The sequence below is a fragment of the Microbacterium sp. Z10_103 genome, assembly GCF_058310455.1.
Genome location: NZ_JBZEGK010000001.1, coordinates 2,357,736 through 2,372,406 on the forward strand (window position 1 = coordinate 2,357,736; position 14,671 = coordinate 2,372,406).

Genomic DNA, 14,671 nt, shown 5'->3' on the forward strand with positions numbered 1-14,671 from the left:
TCGCGGGAGCGCGGGGGGGACGGGACGGGACGGTCGGGTCAGGTGGTCAGGCCGGAGTAGGCGTGCAGGCCCTTAAAGAACATGTTCACGATCGTGAAGTTGAACATCACCGCGGTGAAGCCGATGATCGACAGCCACGCCGAACGGGTGCCGCGCCAACCGCGGGTCGCACGGGCGTGGATGTAGCCGGCGTAGAGCACCCAGACGACGAAGGTCCAGACCTCTTTGGTGTCGAAGCCCCAGTACCGGCCCCAGGCGTCGTTCGCCCAGATCGAGCCGGCGATGAGCGTGAAGGTCCAGAAGATGAAGCCGACGATCGCGAACCGGTACGCGAGCGACTCGAGCGTCTCCGATGACGGGATGGTGCGAAGGAACCGGAGCCCGGTCTTCCCGGAAGCGTCTCCGGATGCGGCGGCCGCCGCCACGCGCTGCTCACGGCGCGACTGCATCAGCTGCAGCACCGAGAGCCCGAACGCCAGGGCGAACAGGGCCGTCGCCAGCGACGCGACGAAGACGTGGATGACGAGCCACACCGACTTCAGCGGGTCGGCCAGCGGCACCACCTCGACGAAGAAGGCCAGTGTGGCGCCGCCCAGGAGGACGACGGTGAGCCCGGTGATGAACGAGCCGAGGAACCGCAGGTCGTAGCGGAAGAGCACGACCAGGTACACCGCCACGATGAGCATCGTGCCGGTGAGGGCGAACTCGTACATGTTCGACCACGGCACCCGTTCGGCCGCGATGCCGCGTGTGACGTCGCCGGCCACGTGGAAGAGGAACGCGAGCACGGTCAACGACGTGCCGATGCGTCCCCATACGAACCGCGGCTTCGCGTCGGCCGGGTCTGCCCCGCCGCCGCGGGTGGTCGAGGGCGAGGCAACGGCTCCGGATGCGGCGCCGGCGGTCACGAGCTCGCGCTCGCGCGCAGCATCCTGAGCCTTGACGGCGACATCGGAGCGTCGGGCGAGGTCGACGGCGTAGGCGATGAAGGCGAGAACGTAGATCGCGATGGCGGTCCACACCAGCAGCACGGAGACCGCGTCGAGCGTGAGCGTTTCGGTTCCGGGCATGGTTTCAGTCTACGTCGGGGGTGCGGCGCGATCCCTCGAGGAAGTCGCCGTGACGGGCCGCGAACTGCTCCACCGCGGCGGCGAGCGTCGGGTCTTCGCCCCGCGCCAGGCCGGCGTACTCCACGTGCACCGAGGAACCCTGCGGTGTGGCCTTCACCCACATCCGTCGACGCGGGATGAAGAGGGCTGCGAGCAATCCGAAGGTGGCCAGCAGCGCGAACGAGAGCACCCAGGGCGCGGCGATATCGCGGTGGATCGAGAGCGAGGCGAAACGCTTCACGGACTCGTCGTAACCGGTCGCGCCCTCGGGCGCCTCGTTCTCGAAGGTGATCGTGCCGAGGCCCCCCGGAAGGTCGGTGGTCTGACCGGGGACCAGCTCGATCGAGTCGACGCCGGTGTCACCGCCGCTCAGCTGCTCCATGTCGGTGGTGTTCAGCGTGTACACCGAACGCGCTGTGCCGTCGTCGATGCCCAGGTCGCCGACGAAGACGTTGAAGGTCAGCACCGGGCTGACCAGCGCCGGGTACGCCGACGTGAAGGCGCCCGAACCGAGCGCTGCCTGCGTGGGGTAGAAGAACCCGACGAGTCCCATCTGCTCGGGGAGCCCGTCCGGCACCTTCACCACGCCGAGCGACGTCATGTTGGTGTCCTGCGGAAGGAACGGGACGGAGTCATGGAAGATCTCGACGCCCTCTGCGTCCCGGATGGTGAGGGTGGGGGCGTATCCGTTGCCCATCAAGTAGACCCGGTCGCCGGCCACATCCAGCGGGTGGTTCACCCGCACCTCCCCCTGGCTCTCCGTTCCGCCGACGCGCGTGGTGAGGTTCGCGGAGAAGCTCCCCGCTTGCCCTGCGCCTTGCTCACCGAGCGGGACGTACGCGACCTCGAACTCGTCCAGTGTCAGCGCGTAGGGGGTCAGGTTCTCGGGGCTGACGAAGCGTCCGGGGTTGAACGAGGAGTAGTCCAGCAGCGAGTTGACGAAGGTGGTGCCCTCCACGATCACCCGCTGTCCCGTGTAGGTGAACCCGCCGCCGACGCCGACCGCGATCAGCACGCCGACCAGCGCGCTGTGGAAGACGAGGTTGCCCGTCTCTCGCAGGTAGCCGCGCTCGGCCGACACGGAGAAGGAGCCACGGCCGTCATAGCGTTCGACCCGGTATCCCGCCTTGCGCAGCTGCTCGGTTGCGGAGGCGACCGCCTCGGCGGCACGCTGCTCCGCCTGCTCCGGCGACGCGGCCTCCAGATGGCGTTCGCGGACGTCGTCGAGCCGCGCGAGGCGTGCCGGCGTGCGCGGCGGACGGGAGCGCAGCGCCTTCCAGTGATGCTTCGTGCGCGGGATGACGCAGCCGATGAGCGAGACGAACAGCAGGAGGTAGATCGCCGAGAACCACGGCGACGAGTACACGTCGAAGAGGCTGAGGTTGTCGAGGATCGGCGCGAGGTCGGGGTTGTCGGTGAAGTACTGCGATACGCCGTTGGGGTCGGCGCTGCGCTGAGGCACGATCGATCCCGGCACGGCCGCGATGGCGAGGAGGAGGAGCAGCACGAGCGCGGTGCGCATGCTGGTCAGCTGGCGCCATCCCCAGCGGAGCCACCCGACGAACCCGAGCGCGGGCGAGGTGACGTCGCCGCTCGATCCGTCGGCGGGATCCGGAGCCGACGCGTGATCCGCGGGGCGGAGCGTCCCTTCGACGATCTCGGGAACGGGTGCCTCAGCGGGTGGCGAGTCAGAGCGGGAGCGGGACACTTCGGAACACCCCCTGCAGTTGCGACATCCACGCGCCCCACACGCCGGTCACCATCAGCAGGCCGAGCAGGATGAGGAGCACCCCGCCGGCGATGTTGACGACGCGGATGTGGCGGCGGACGAACGCGACGGAGCGGGTGGCCCAGCCGAAGCCCAGCGCGAGTAGGAGGAACGGGATGCCGAGGCCCAGGGAGTACGCGAGGCCGAGCGCTGCCGCACGGCCGGGGTCGCCCAGGTTCCACGAGATCGAGAGGATCGCGGTGAGCGTCGGGCCGATGCAGGGTGCCCAGCCGATGCCGAGAGCGATCCCGAGCAGCGGTGCGCCGATGAGTCCGACACTGCTGCGGGTCCGGGGCCGGAAGGTGCGTTGCGCAAGGCCGAACAGGCCGATGAAGACCAGGCCCATCAGGATGACGACCACCCCGAGGACGCGCGTGATGGGGTCGGCGTACTCCAGGAAGAATTGCCCGACGGTGCCGCCGAGGACGGTCATCGTCATGAACACGAGCGTGAACCCGGCGATGAACAGCAGCACGCCCCCCACGAGCCGTCCGCGCCCGGGAGCAGCGCCGGAGCCGCCCCGGCGCGGGGCGACGGTGCCGCCGATGAAGCCGAGGTATCCCGGCACGAGCGGCAGGACGCAGGGCGACAGGAACGACACCAGGCCCGCCGCCAGCGCGATGGGAAGCGCGAGCCACAGCGCACCGTCGAAGACGATGGCCCCGGGATTCACGCCGCCTCCGCGAGCGTGTCGCGCACGATCGCCTCGAGGATCGATGCATCCGGCAGCTCGCCGATGATGCGGGCGGCGACGCGTCCCTCGGTGTCGAGGACGAGGGTGACGGGCGTCGCGCTCAGCGGGGCGTGCTCGGCGAAGGCGAGTTTGACGGCGCCGCCGTTGACGTCGATGACGCTGGGGTAACTCACGCCGTTGTCACGGGCGAAGGATGCGGCGGTCGCTGCCTGGTCGTAGGTGTTGACGCCGAGGAACTCCACATCCTGACCCTCGAAGGCCTCGTACGCCGCCTCCAGGCGCGGGGCCTCGACGATGCAGGGGCCGCAGGCGGCGTACCAGAAGTTGACGACGAGCACCTGGCCGGCGAAGTCGGCGGAGGACACCTCGTCGCCGGACTCGGTGACCCCCGAGAATTCGACCGCCTCGCCGCGATCGGCGGCGGCGATCTCCTCGGTCGCGAACCCGTTCGCGGCGATGTAGCCCTTGTTGTCACCCGCCCGGTACTGGTCGGCGAGCGGATCCGCGGCGCATCCGGCGAGCCCGAGCGACAGCGCGGCGGCGAGCGCGAGGGCGGCCCCGCGACGGCGCCCGCGCCCCGGTCGCTGAGCGAGCCCGAAGGGCGAGACGAAGCGACGCATCACACCGCTCCCACGTCGACGGCACCATCCGTGGAAGCCGGCTCGGCGTAGGCGACCTCGACCCAGCGTTCCGAGGTCGACGACTCGCCTCGACGTTCGAAGCTGGTGACGCTCGACAGCGCGCACCGCCGGCGGCGGGGGTCGTGGCGCAGGGCGCCGCCCGCGATGGAGAGATGGGCCACCCAGATCGGCAGTTGGTGCGACACGATCACGACGTCGCCGCCCTCCGAGCGGTCCCACGCGTCATCCATCGCCTCGCGCATGCGCGCCACGATGTACTCGTACGGCTCGCCCCAGCTCGGAAGGGCCGGCTTGGCGAGATGACGCCAGTTGAGCGGGTTGTAGAAGACCCGCTGCATCCGCCTGCCCTCGAAGACATTCGTCGGCTCGATGACGCGTTCGTCGATGAACGGTTCGAGGCCGAGCAGCTCTTGGAACGGCTCCGCCGACTCGCGGGTACGCTGCAGGGGCGAGACGACGAGGGCGGTGACGGGGCGCTCCAGCGACTCGACGTATTCCGCCGCCTGACGCGCCATCCGCCGGCCGTCGGCGCTCAGTCCGAAGCCCGGGAGCCGGCCGTACAGCACGCGTCCGGGGTTATGGACCTCGCCATGGCGCACGAGGTGGAGGCGATCGGCGGGCACGCTCCCAGTGTAAGCCGGGGGCTTCTGTGGGCGGGCTGAGCGGATGCTGCCGCCGCGGCCCCGCTGCACCCCTAGGCGCCGTCGGCCTGCTCCTGCCGGGGCTGCCTGCCTGAGCGCACCCGAGTGAAGACGAACCAGGCGGCGGCGAGCACGAGCCCAGCGATCACGACGTACTGCAGGAAGTCGGCGTACTGCTCGACGATGTGCCACTGCGCACCGAGGAAGAAGCCGGCGAGCACGAAGATCGTGTTCCAGATCAGGCTCCCCGCCGCGGTCAGCAGCACGAACTTCCAGATGGGCATCTTCGAGACGCCCGCGGGAATGGAGATGAGGCTTCGGAAGATCGGGAGCATCCGCCCGAAGAACACCGCCTTGCCGCCGTGCCGGTGGAACCATGCGACGGTCTTGTCGACGTCTTCCGCTTTGACGAGTGGGATCTTGTCGGCGAACCTGCGGAGCCGGTCCGCCCCGAGCAGGCGTCCCAACCCGTAGAGGACGAGCGCCCCGACGATGGATCCGGCGGTGGTCCAGATCAGCGCCTCGGCGAGCGTGAACGACCCGCGGCTCGCCGTGAGGCCGGCCACGGGCAGCACCACCTCGCTCGGGATGGGCGGGAAGAGGTTCTCCAGCGCGATGGCGACGCCGGCCCCGACCGGGCCGATCACCTCCATGAGCGAGACCGTCCAGTCGACGAGGGCCGTGAGCCACGAGCCGTCCCCGCCAGGGGAGGTCACTGCAAGGGTGAGGTCGGTCATCCGGGCCTTCGTCTCGGCGATCGGCACCCGTGGGGATGCCTCGTCCCAGCGTAGGCGGGGCAGGTTACGAGTTCCTGGGGGCTCCCCTGCGTCCTTCCTCCGGCTATCCGGGGGTGGTCCCTCGGGCTATCCGGGCGTGGTTCCTCGGGCTATCCGGAAGGGCCCGCGCGCTACGTGCCGACGGCGGCGCCCACGACCAGCAGCGCCACGAAGAAGGCCGTGATCGTGAGTGCGGCCCCGGCCAGGGGGACCCAGAAAGCCAGTCGCCTCCGGATGAGCAGGATGACGGCAGCGGCGAGCGTCAAGACCAGCACCACCCACGGCGAAATCACCGCGAACCACACGCCGAAGCTGAGCAGATCGTAGTTGCAGTTGTCGTCGAAGCATCCATCGGAGGCCATCGCGAAGAAGAGGCCGAAATACGACGCCAGCATCGCCAAGACGCCCAACAGCAGCACCAGGAGGACGGTGAGGACGATGTCCCACACCCGCACAGGCCGACGGGTGGTCGCCGGCGGGACGGCGAGGGGCGCGCTCGGAGGCGTCGGGTAGGTCACGCGCTCATCTTAGAGACCGGGTGGGGGCGGGCACGGTACCGGACATGCCCGGATCGCGCCCGGGCATGCGCCAGCCGGGGCGGCGGGGGGCGAGGTGGCGGTGGCTGGCGCGAGGTGGGCCGCCGGCGAGCACCCCCGGAGGAGGCGAGCATTTCGGGAGGAGATGTGCACTGGGGAGGGCGGAATAGGGCGGATTGATCCTCCCGAAGCGCCATCTCCTCCCCAGGTGGCGCGGTTCCGTCGCCAGCACCGGAATGAACGCTGACCAGGGAAATATCGCAGGTTCAATGTCGGTGGCCCTCGGCAGAATGGGGGTATGGAAGCACTCGTCGACACCCTCCGCGACCTCGCCGGCCGCGTGGATGCGGTGATCGCCGAGGTGCTCGCGACCGACGCCGTAGGCGCAGCCGAAGACGATGCGCTGCTGGAAGCCCTCGCCCTCACCGGTCGGATCGAGCGCCGCACCGAGTCGGTCCTCGTCGAGCTCGCCGGAGAGGTCGCCGCGCGCTCCGCCTCGCCCGATCGCGACGCGAGGCTCACGTCACGAGCCGGATGCCACGACGTCTCCGAACTTCTCCAGCGCACCACGCGCGTCGCACCGCAGACCGCCACGAAATGGCAGCGGGCGGCTCGCGCGGTGCGCGGACGGATCGCCCCCTCCTCCGGTGAAGTGCTGCCGCCGTTTCTTCCCGCCCTTCGCTGTGCCATGGCAGACGGCGACGTGGGCGTCGACGGCATCCTCGCGGTGAGCGCGCCGCTGTCGGAGTTGGACCGGCGTGTCGCCCGCGATGCCGTCCTGCTGGCCGATGAGGTGCTGGCCGCCGAGGCGCGGGGCACCGGACCGGATGAGGCGCCGGCTGCCTGCGCGGAGCTGCTTCGCATCCAGGCTCTCGCGTGGTCGGCTGCCCTCGACCAGGACGGCGCGGAGCCGCGCGAGCGCGACGCGATGCACCGCCGGTGGCTGACGCTGGGCGCAGCGCAGGACGGCATGGTTCCCCTCCGCGGTCGCCTGATGCCCGAGGTCGCCGCTCAGCTGCAGCGCATCCTCGACGCGATCATGTCCCCGCGCGTCGACGACAACGGGGTCGTCTTTCGCGAGCCTCCGCCGCCCGGTTCCTCCGACGAATCCGAGGAGCTCTGCCCCGTGGACGACCGGCGACCCGCCCAGCGGCGGCACGACGCGCTCGCGACCGCTCTGATGGCGGCCGCAGCCAGCGGCGACCTGCCGACGATCGGCGGCGCGGCGCCCACCCTGGTGGTATCGATTCGCGAAGAGGATCTGCGCACCGGCCGCGGGTGGGCCTACGCCGAGGGCACCGACGAGCCGCTATCGCCTGCCTTCGCCCGGCATGTGGCGTGCAGCGGCAGCATCCAGCGCATCACGCTCGATGCCACGGGCCGCATCACGCGGCTCGGCACCGAGGAGCGCGTGTTCAACCGGCACCAGCGACGCGCGACGGCGCTCCGGGACGGTGGCTGCATCATCCCGGGATGCGGCGTCCCCGCGGGATGGTGCGAGATCCATCACGTCACCGAGCACGCCCGAGGCGGCCCCACCCACACCGACAACGGGGTCCTCCTGTGCTGGTTCCATCACCGCTTCCTCGACCGGAGCGGCTGGGATATCCGCATGAACCGGGGTGTCCCGGAGGTCCGCGCACCGGGTTGGCACGATGCCCATCGCCGATGGCGACCGGTCACCCGCTCGAAGACCCGCCTCCTGGAGAAGGTGGTTCGCCGGACGTAGGCCGCGACGCCGGGATCATCCGGTAGGTCTACGCCCCATCGAGGCTTGAAAGCGGACGAGGTAGCCGTCCGGGTCGGTGACAAGGAACTGTCGCACACCCGCCTCCTGGTGGTCGCCGACGCGGTACCACTTGATCTCCGGGGGCATGAAGAGCGGGTAGTCGGCGTCGCGGAGCGCCGCGAGAATCGGATCCAGCTCCGGGATGCTGATCTGAAAGTTGATTCCCCGCCCGAAAGGCGGGTCGAGCGGCCCCGTGACCCAGTCACGACCGATCCCTCGCTGCTGGAGCATCAGGTGCGCGCCTCCGCAGGAGAGGTAGGCGAAGCCTTCGTCGGGGCGTTCGTAGTCGATCTCGAACCCGGAGAGTCCGCACCAGAACCCGATGCTCTTCCGCACGTCGGTGACCAGGAGCTCGGGGACGAGCGCGGGGTCGACCGTCGCTGCACTCACGTCCCCATGCTGTCAGAGCTGTCCGACCCCGCCGTGCGCAGACCTGGCCTCGCGAACGGGCGGACGATGACTCACGGTCGGGAGCACGCGCACCGCAGGCTCCGGTCGGGCGAGCGAGACCGGCCCGGGAACGGCGTACCTCCGGGGAGGAGATGTGCAGTGGGGAGGGGCGGATCCGGCATTTCCGTCCTCCGGACTTCACATCTCCTCCCGAACGGCACGCCGACCCCGACGGGCACGCCGATCCCAACGGCACGCCGACCCCGAGCCGAGCCGGGTTCAGGCGCCCACCGATCCCCCGCGCCGCCCCACGTAGACTGAACCCTCGTGAGTGAACGCGTTCTCGTCAAGCAGCTGCAGTCCCTCCCCGACGGCCCGGTCTCCGTGTCGGGATGGGTCGAGACGGTGCGGGATCAGAAGAAGGTGCAGTTCGTCATCCTGCGCGACGAATCCGGTGCCGTACAGCTGGTCAACCCCGCGACGCGGGCGCTCGCCGAGCCTTCGACGAGCGGAGAGACCGGAGAAACCACCTCGGGTCCCGGATCGGCCGCTGCTCTCGCCCTGACGGAGACGATCTCCGCCCTGACCACCGGCACGTTCCTCACGGTGACGGGCGACCTCAAGCACGACGAGCGCGTCAAGCTCGGTGGCGTCGAGGTGAAGATCGGCAGGCTCGACATCGCGGCCGAGGCGCTCCCCGAAACGCCCATCGCCGCCGACAGCGGCCTGGACAAGCGCATGGACTGGCGCTTCATCGACCTCCGCCAGGCGCGGAACAACCTCATCTTCCGCGTGCAGACCACGCTCGAGCATGCGATGCGCACGTACTGGATCGAGCGCGACTACATCGAGATCCACTCCCCCAAGCTGATGTCGAGCCCCTCGGAATCCAACGCCGAGCTGTTCAGCATGGAGTACTTCGAAGACAAGACCGCCTACCTCGCGCAGAGCCCGCAGCACTTCAAGCAGATGGCGCAGTCGGCCGGCTTCGGCAAGATCTTCGAGATCGGCGACGTCTTCCGTGCCGACCCGTCGTTCACGAGCCGCCACGCGACCGAGTTCACGTCGGTGGATGCGGAGATCAGCTGGATCGACTCCCACGAAGATGTCGCCCGCATGCAGGAAGAACTCCTGCAGGTCGCCATCCAGGCCGTCAAGGACAAGCACGGCGCGGAGATCGAAGAGCTCTTCGGCATCGAGGTGGTCGTCCCGACCCTCCCCTTCCCCCGCATCCCCCTCGCAGAGGCCCGCGAGACGGTGAAGCAGCGCGGGTACGAGATCCCGCGCACCGACGGCGACCTCGACCCCGAGGGCGAGCGCCAGGTCGCCGCGTACATCGAGGAGACCTACGGACACCAGTTCGTGTTCGTCACCGACTACCACCCCGAGATCCGGCCGTACTACCACATGCGTGACCCCGAGACGGGGATGACCAAGTCCTACGACCTGCTCTTCAAGGGCGTCGAGATCACCACCGGCGCCCAGCGCGAGCACCGCGTCCGGGTGCTCGAGGAGCAGGCGGTCGAGAAGGGCCTGGACCTCGCCGGCGTCGCCGACTACCTCGACTTCTTCCGTTACGGCACCCCGCCGCACGGCGGGTTCGGCATGGGCCTCGCGCGCCTGCTGATGCTGCTGCTCGGCGAATCGTCGATCCGCGAGGTGACCTTCCTCTTCCGCGGCCCGACGCGCCTCGCCCCCTGACCGCTCACGCCCTAGCCTGAGGGAGTGACGGACTTCGATGAACTCGACGGCACGTACAACTTCCGCGACCTCGGCGGCCTTCCGCTGGACGACGGCAGCGCGACCGCGTCGGGGGTCTTCTTCCGCGCGGACGCCCTGCATGCCCTGAGCTCGCGCGGAATCGAGCAGCTCACGGCGTCGCCGGTGGACACGATCGTCGACTTTCGCACCCCGGTCGAACGCGACACCGCGCGTGACCGGCTCCCCACCGGCCGCCGGGTGAAGGAGCTGCATCTCCCCCTGCTGGAGGGCGCGATGTCACTCCTCATCGAGGAAGCGCTCACCGCCCATGCGACGGGCGACCGCGACGCCGCGAACCGCGCCGTCCAGCGCGCCCTGGAGAACCTCCCCAGCCTGGCCGATATGTACCGACAGATGCTGGGGCACGGCGCATCCGCCTTCGCCCGCGTCGCCCAGCTCCTCGCCGATGAGGATGCCGGCGTGCTCATCCACTGCACGGCGGGCAAAGACCGCACCGGTGTCGCCACAGCGGTGGTCCTGGATGCGATCGGCGTGCAGCGGGAGGCGACCATCGCCGATTACGCCCTCTCCCAGGAACGGCTGGGCGGAGCGTGGTTCGACCGGATGAAGGGGATGGTGTCGATGATGGGCGTCGAGGTGACTCCGGCCCTCGCCGACCTCATGGCCGGCAGCCCGCCCAGCGCGATCGAAGCGGCGCTGCAGTGGCTTGATGAGCGCGGCGGCGCTCGCGCGTACCTGCGCTCCGGCGGCGCGAGCGACGCGACCCTCGACCGGCTCCGTTCACGCCTCACCGCCTGACCCCCACCCCCGCACACGGTTACGGCCGACGACGAGGTGTTCCTCCACCGTCGTGCGCACGCACGACGGCACACTCGTGCGGGTGCAGCACGCGGCAGCAGAACGCGTGGAATACGGGCAGGCCGCGCGGATCGCCGTGGTGCCCGCCCCGGTCCTCGCGCGCGGGATCAGCTGAGCAGAACGCACACCTCACCGGCAGCACACCCCCTCGCCAGGCGGGCCGCAGGGTGCTCTCATAGGGGGATGCTTCGCCCGGAGGAGCCGCCGGGCGCGTCACCGAGGAGACCCATGCTGGACAACCCCTGGCTGAACTTCGCGATCACCTTCCTCGTGTGCATTCTCGCCGCGATCCTCTTCACGGCGGTGGTGACGATCACCGCCCGTCTCATCGCCCGCCGCCAGGCGTGGCCCCATCAGCTCGTGCGCCACGCGCGGATACCGTTCCGCACCGCCGTGCTCCTCGCGGGAGTGTGGGCCGCGGTGGGCCTCGCGTTCCCCGAGGCGGCGTGGATGCCGACTCTGACGCAGGTCCTCACGATCCTGGTGATCGCCGCATCCGCCTGGCTGTTGAGCGCCCTCGTGACCTTCGGCACGGATGTGACCCTCGGCCGCTACCGCATCGATGTTCCCGACAACCGGGTGGCCCGCCGCATCCGCACCCAGACCCTCATCGTGCGGCGTCTGGCGATCGCACTCATCATCATCATCGCGATCGGCGCGATACTCCTCACCTTCCCTGCCGTGCAGGCGGTCGGGGCGAGCGTGCTGGCGTCGGCGGGTATCGCCTCGATCGTCGCGGGCCTTGCGGCGCAGTCGGTGCTCGCCAATATGTTCGCGGGACTCCAGCTGGCGTTCAGCGATGCCCTGCGCGTGGACGACGTCGTCGTCGTCGAGGGCGAGTGGGGGCGCGTCGGCGAGATCACCCTGAGCTACGTCGTGCTCGACCTGTGGGATGACCGGCGGCTCGTGCTGCCATGCACGTACTTCACCACGCAGCCGTTCGAGAACTGGACGCGCCGCGGCAGCGAACTGCTGGGCGCGGTGGAGTTCGACGTGGATTGGCGCGTCTCACCGGCCCGGATGCGCGAGCACCTGGACGACGTCCTCGCCCGCACCGACCTGTGGGACGGGCGGACATCGGTGCTGCAGGTCACCGAAGCCACGGGCGGACTCATCCGCATCCGCATCCTCGTCACCGCAGCCGACGCACCGACCCTGTTCGATCTCCGCTGTCAGGTGCGTGAAGCGATGGTGACGTGGATGCAGCGCACGATGCCCGACGCTCTGCCCGTCCAGCGGGTACTCGTCACCGAAGACGGCGAGACCGTGACTGAGCCGGATCCTCCCGCGACAGAGGATCCCGGCGCAGGACTGTTCACCGGCAGCGCCGAGGCCGTGGAGCGCGCCTCGGCGTTCACCAATGCCATCCCGGTGATCCCGGGAGATACCGATCAGCGCTAGGCGGTCGCGTCCAGGATCGCCGTGCGAAGGCGGTCGGCGGAGACCCGCCAGTGGGCGTGCAGCTCACCGTCGATGAGGACGACCGGGATCTTCTCCCACCACAGCGCGTGCAGCGCGCGGTCATCCGCGATCGACGCTTGCTCGATCACCACGGTGTCGGCGACGGCGTCGGGAAGGTCGGCCACCACGGCTTCGACGATCTCCTCCGCCACATCGCACAGGTGGCAGTCCGGCTTGCCGATCACCGTCAGGGTTGTCACCCTTCGATCCTAGGCAGACGCCGCCGGGTGCGAGGCGCGGCACGCGTGCGCCGCAGCGATCAGCGCTCGATGTCGTAACCGGCCTCGGCCCATGCGCTGGTGCCGCCCTCGACGTTGGTGGCCTCGAGCCCCCGCGCCGTCAGCGCCTCGACGACACGGGCCGATCGCCCGCCCACCTGGCAGATGACGTCGAAGGGCCCCTCGGGCAACTCGTCGAGGTGCTCCCCCATGCTCGACATCGGCAGGTTCACGGCACCGGGGACATGGCCCGCGGCGAACTCGTCGGGCTCACGGACGTCGATGAGCGGAACGCCCTCGCGTTCGCGCAGCTGCTGAACGGAGATGGACTGCATGGCGGCTCCTCAAAGGTCAGGCGCGGCGCAGCGAACACGAAACGCCCGCCGCGAAGGACAGGCGCTCGGTGCAGGAGCCGCTTACTTCTTGTTGCGGCGCTGGTGGCGAGTCTTACGAAGCAGCTTGCGGTGCTTCTTCTTCGCCATACGCTTACGGCGCTTCTTGATGACAGAACCCACGGAAAACCTCACAATGTCTGGAGTCTGGGTGCCGATGACCGGCTCCCGGGAACACAAGGCTCAGAAAAAAGGCCTCGGATCAGTCTAGCCGACGTCGGCGACGGGTCGTTGCAGGGCCTCGACCACGGCCGACTCCGGCACGCGATAGCTGCGGCCGAACCGCACGGCCGGAAGCTCCCCCGCGTGCACGAGCCGGTACACGGTCATCTTGGACACGCGCATCAGTTCGGCGACCTCGGCGACGGTGAGGAAGCGCACGTCCGGCAGCTCGGCCATGGCGTTCCTTCCCTCGGGGTGCTGACGACACTCTAGAGCGTCGGCGCGACGCGTGTAAACCCGCGTGGCTGCTGGGACGTGTGGGGTTGTCTCACGCGTGCCCTCGCCCGACAGCCCGGGCGTCGACCCTGGAGTTCGCGGCATTCCCAGCGGACGCTGAACGCAATCATGCGCTGTTCTTAATCTGCCCCGGCAGAGTGGAAGCATGAACGACACGTATGCAGCCGGACACAATCCGGCCCCTTCTCGCACCCCCGAAAACAGCATCCCCACCACCCCGGTCGCTCCCGTCACGAACGAGGGCACCCCCAAGAATCGTGAGGCCAAGAGCCGTTCGTGGCCTGTCATCGCGGCCGCGGCCGCCGGCGGTCTCGTCGTGGCCGGACTCGCGTTCGGCGGCGGCGTCGCAACCGGATGGAACCTCGGCCCCGCCCAGACCTCCGGCTTCGAGCTCAGCAACGGCGGCTCCGACGCGGAGCAGCGCCCCGAGGCCGACGAACGTGGTCCGAACGGCCAGGAGGCCGGCCCCCGCTCCGATAACCCGGGTCAGGACAACGATGCCCCGCGCGACGGCGACGGTGGCGGACGAGGCGACGGCGCGGGCCCTCAGGACGGCGCGGGTCCTCGGGACGGCGCGGGTCCGCGTGACGGCGACCGTCCTCGCGAGGGCGCCGGTCCGCGTGACGGCGCCGGTCCGCGTGACGGCGCCGGACCGGGCGACGGGCCCGACGCGCACAGGGACGCTCCCGACGGCGAGCCGGACGAGTCCGACACCGAGCAAGAGGGCGACTCCACCGACGCGGCCGCCTGAGGCGTCAGCGGCCCGGCAGCTTGCGCAGGGCCGTAGCCACCGCGTGCTTTGCCGAGGCGGCCGCGCGACCGACCACATCCGCGGCGTACGCGGCCGTCTCGGGCAGCACGATCGGACTCGGCGGGTCGATCGTGAAGAACGGCACGAGCCAGTCGTCGATCTCATCCAGCGGCGCGGTCTGGATGCTGTAGTAGCGGTGCTGCCCCTCCTCGCGCACCCACACGAGCTCCACGTCGCGGAGAACCTTCAGGTGCTTGGAGACGGTGGGCTGGCTCACACCGAGCGCCTGCACGATGTGCGACACGCTGGTACCGTCCTGACCGGCGAGGGAACGATCCAGGAGTAGCTGGAGGATGTCGCGACGCGTGCGGTCTGCGATCACGTCGAAGATGTCCGCCATGCCTTCAGATTAGCCGCGCTCGAGCCGGAGTACCATGAGCGGGGTTCACGAGCGAGGCGATGCCCG

At 69.7% G+C, this 14,671-nt stretch carries 19 protein-coding genes; 6 read left to right on the forward strand and 13 right to left on the reverse strand.

Annotated features, from left to right (window positions below; all coding sequences use genetic code 11):
* Nucleotides 1-38: 38 nt before the first annotated feature.
* The 7 genes from ccsB to AC4FS2_RS11505 all read right to left on the reverse strand — a co-directional run bounded on the left by ccsB (nucleotide 39) and on the right by AC4FS2_RS11505 (nucleotide 6,147).
* On the reverse strand, nucleotides 39-1,070 hold the full coding sequence (gene ccsB / locus AC4FS2_RS11475; protein ID WP_491156726.1) for a c-type cytochrome biogenesis protein CcsB: 1,032 nt from the start codon (nucleotides 1,068-1,070) through the stop codon (nucleotides 39-41).
* 4 nt (nucleotides 1,071-1,074) lie between these two features.
* Entirely contained in the window at nucleotides 1,075-2,817 is a 1,743-nt protein-coding gene (gene resB, locus AC4FS2_RS11480; protein ID WP_491156725.1) for a cytochrome c biogenesis protein ResB, read from the reverse strand.
* The gene (locus AC4FS2_RS11485) at nucleotides 2,798-3,550 is read right to left on the reverse strand and encodes a cytochrome c biogenesis CcdA family protein (protein WP_491156724.1); all 753 of its coding nucleotides are present in this window, start codon (nucleotides 3,548-3,550) and stop codon (nucleotides 2,798-2,800) included. The genes resB and AC4FS2_RS11485 overlap by 20 nt, the downstream gene beginning before the upstream one ends.
* A complete protein-coding gene (locus AC4FS2_RS11490) occupies nucleotides 3,547-4,191 on the reverse strand; it encodes a TlpA family protein disulfide reductase (protein ID WP_491156723.1) in 645 nt (214 codons plus the stop codon). Before AC4FS2_RS11490 ends, AC4FS2_RS11485 begins: the two co-directional genes overlap by 4 nt.
* The gene (locus AC4FS2_RS11495) at nucleotides 4,191-4,835 is read right to left on the reverse strand and encodes a histidine phosphatase family protein (RefSeq protein ID WP_491156722.1); all 645 of its coding nucleotides are present in this window, start codon (nucleotides 4,833-4,835) and stop codon (nucleotides 4,191-4,193) included. Before AC4FS2_RS11495 ends, AC4FS2_RS11490 begins: the two co-directional genes overlap by 1 nt.
* 71 nt (nucleotides 4,836-4,906) lie before the next feature.
* A complete protein-coding gene (locus tag AC4FS2_RS11500; protein WP_491156721.1) occupies nucleotides 4,907-5,590 on the reverse strand; it encodes a DedA family protein in 684 nt (227 codons plus the stop codon).
* Between the two features lie 170 nt (nucleotides 5,591-5,760).
* Nucleotides 5,761-6,147 (reverse strand): DUF6264 family protein, encoded by a 387-nt coding sequence (locus AC4FS2_RS11505; protein ID WP_491156720.1) that lies wholly within the window; start codon nucleotides 6,145-6,147, stop codon nucleotides 5,761-5,763.
* 316 nt (nucleotides 6,148-6,463) lie between these two features.
* Here AC4FS2_RS11505 and AC4FS2_RS11510 point away from each other — a divergent pair, with 316 nt between their 5' ends.
* Nucleotides 6,464-7,894 (forward strand): HNH endonuclease signature motif containing protein, encoded by a 1,431-nt coding sequence (locus AC4FS2_RS11510; protein WP_491156719.1) that lies wholly within the window; start codon nucleotides 6,464-6,466, stop codon nucleotides 7,892-7,894.
* A 15-nt stretch (nucleotides 7,895-7,909) separates the two neighbouring features.
* On the opposite strand, the gene AC4FS2_RS11515 is transcribed toward AC4FS2_RS11510, so the two are convergent.
* Nucleotides 7,910-8,344 carry a bleomycin resistance protein gene (locus tag AC4FS2_RS11515; RefSeq protein WP_491156718.1) on the reverse strand — a complete coding sequence of 145 codons (435 nt, stop codon included), beginning with the start codon at nucleotides 8,342-8,344 and terminating at the stop codon, nucleotides 7,910-7,912.
* A 327-nt stretch (nucleotides 8,345-8,671) separates the two neighbouring features.
* Here AC4FS2_RS11515 and aspS point away from each other — a divergent pair, with 327 nt between their 5' ends.
* The 4 genes from aspS to AC4FS2_RS11535 all read left to right on the forward strand — a co-directional run bounded on the left by aspS (nucleotide 8,672) and on the right by AC4FS2_RS11535 (nucleotide 12,325).
* Nucleotides 8,672-10,045 carry an aspartate--tRNA(Asn) ligase gene (gene aspS / locus AC4FS2_RS11520; protein WP_491156717.1) on the forward strand — a complete coding sequence of 458 codons (1,374 nt, stop codon included), beginning with the start codon at nucleotides 8,672-8,674 and terminating at the stop codon, nucleotides 10,043-10,045.
* 24 nt (nucleotides 10,046-10,069) lie between these two features.
* The gene (locus AC4FS2_RS11525; RefSeq protein ID WP_491156716.1) at nucleotides 10,070-10,864 is read left to right on the forward strand and encodes a tyrosine-protein phosphatase; all 795 of its coding nucleotides are present in this window, start codon (nucleotides 10,070-10,072) and stop codon (nucleotides 10,862-10,864) included.
* Nucleotides 10,865-10,916: 52 nt separating this feature from the next.
* Nucleotides 10,917-11,039 carry a hypothetical protein gene (locus AC4FS2_RS11530; protein WP_491156715.1) on the forward strand — a complete coding sequence of 41 codons (123 nt, stop codon included), beginning with the start codon at nucleotides 10,917-10,919 and terminating at the stop codon, nucleotides 11,037-11,039.
* A 113-nt stretch (nucleotides 11,040-11,152) separates the two neighbouring features.
* Nucleotides 11,153-12,325 (forward strand): mechanosensitive ion channel family protein, encoded by a 1,173-nt coding sequence (locus tag AC4FS2_RS11535; RefSeq protein ID WP_491156714.1) that lies wholly within the window; start codon nucleotides 11,153-11,155, stop codon nucleotides 12,323-12,325.
* Here the strand turns inward: AC4FS2_RS11535 and AC4FS2_RS11540 are convergent.
* From AC4FS2_RS11540 to AC4FS2_RS11555, 4 genes are all read right to left on the reverse strand, one after another.
* A complete protein-coding gene (locus AC4FS2_RS11540; protein ID WP_491156713.1) occupies nucleotides 12,322-12,585 on the reverse strand; it encodes a glutaredoxin family protein in 264 nt (87 codons plus the stop codon). The genes AC4FS2_RS11535 and AC4FS2_RS11540 overlap by 4 nt on opposite strands.
* Before the next feature lie 59 nt (nucleotides 12,586-12,644).
* Nucleotides 12,645-12,938: a rhodanese-like domain-containing protein gene (locus AC4FS2_RS11545; RefSeq protein WP_491156712.1), complete on the reverse strand. Its 294-nt coding sequence runs from the start codon at nucleotides 12,936-12,938 to the stop codon at nucleotides 12,645-12,647.
* 81 nt (nucleotides 12,939-13,019) lie between these two features.
* Nucleotides 13,020-13,118: a 30S ribosomal protein bS22 gene (locus tag AC4FS2_RS11550; protein WP_003792170.1), complete on the reverse strand. Its 99-nt coding sequence runs from the start codon at nucleotides 13,116-13,118 to the stop codon at nucleotides 13,020-13,022.
* A gap of 84 nt (nucleotides 13,119-13,202) precedes the next feature.
* On the reverse strand, nucleotides 13,203-13,394 hold the full coding sequence (locus AC4FS2_RS11555; protein WP_491156711.1) for a helix-turn-helix domain-containing protein: 192 nt from the start codon (nucleotides 13,392-13,394) through the stop codon (nucleotides 13,203-13,205).
* A 205-nt stretch (nucleotides 13,395-13,599) separates the two neighbouring features.
* On the opposite strand from AC4FS2_RS11555, the gene AC4FS2_RS11560 reads away from it, so the two are divergent.
* Complete coding sequence (locus tag AC4FS2_RS11560) at nucleotides 13,600-14,205, forward strand: hypothetical protein (protein WP_491156710.1); 606 nt, start codon at nucleotides 13,600-13,602, stop codon at nucleotides 14,203-14,205.
* A 4-nt stretch (nucleotides 14,206-14,209) separates the two neighbouring features.
* On the opposite strand, the gene AC4FS2_RS11565 is transcribed toward AC4FS2_RS11560, so the two are convergent.
* Nucleotides 14,210-14,605 carry an ArsR/SmtB family transcription factor gene (locus AC4FS2_RS11565; protein ID WP_491156709.1) on the reverse strand — a complete coding sequence of 132 codons (396 nt, stop codon included), beginning with the start codon at nucleotides 14,603-14,605 and terminating at the stop codon, nucleotides 14,210-14,212.
* Nucleotides 14,606-14,671: the final 66 nt, after the last annotated feature.

What these genes read in the sequence shown, in the direction of transcription:
- ccsB (WP_491156726.1), bottom strand. Translation starts at nt 1,070, where the DNA reads ATGCCCGGAACCGAAACGCTCACGCTCGACGCGGTCTCCGTGCTGCTG.
- AC4FS2_RS11490 (WP_491156723.1), bottom strand. Translation starts at nt 4,191, where the DNA reads ATGCGTCGCTTCGTCTCGCCCTTCGGGCTCGCTCAGCGACCGGGGCGC.
- AC4FS2_RS11500 (WP_491156721.1), bottom strand. Translation starts at nt 5,590, where the DNA reads ATGACCGACCTCACCCTTGCAGTGACCTCCCCTGGCGGGGACGGCTCG.
- AC4FS2_RS11510 (WP_491156719.1), top strand. Translation starts at nt 6,464, where the DNA reads ATGGAAGCACTCGTCGACACCCTCCGCGACCTCGCCGGCCGCGTGGAT.
- AC4FS2_RS11535 (WP_491156714.1), top strand. Translation starts at nt 11,153, where the DNA reads ATGCTGGACAACCCCTGGCTGAACTTCGCGATCACCTTCCTCGTGTGC.
- AC4FS2_RS11545 (WP_491156712.1), bottom strand. Translation starts at nt 12,938, where the DNA reads ATGCAGTCCATCTCCGTTCAGCAGCTGCGCGAACGCGAGGGCGTTCCG.
- AC4FS2_RS11555 (WP_491156711.1), bottom strand. Translation starts at nt 13,394, where the DNA reads ATGGCCGAGCTGCCGGACGTGCGCTTCCTCACCGTCGCCGAGGTCGCC.
- AC4FS2_RS11560 (WP_491156710.1), top strand. Translation starts at nt 13,600, where the DNA reads ATGAACGACACGTATGCAGCCGGACACAATCCGGCCCCTTCTCGCACC.
- AC4FS2_RS11565 (WP_491156709.1), bottom strand. Translation starts at nt 14,605, where the DNA reads ATGGCGGACATCTTCGACGTGATCGCAGACCGCACGCGTCGCGACATC.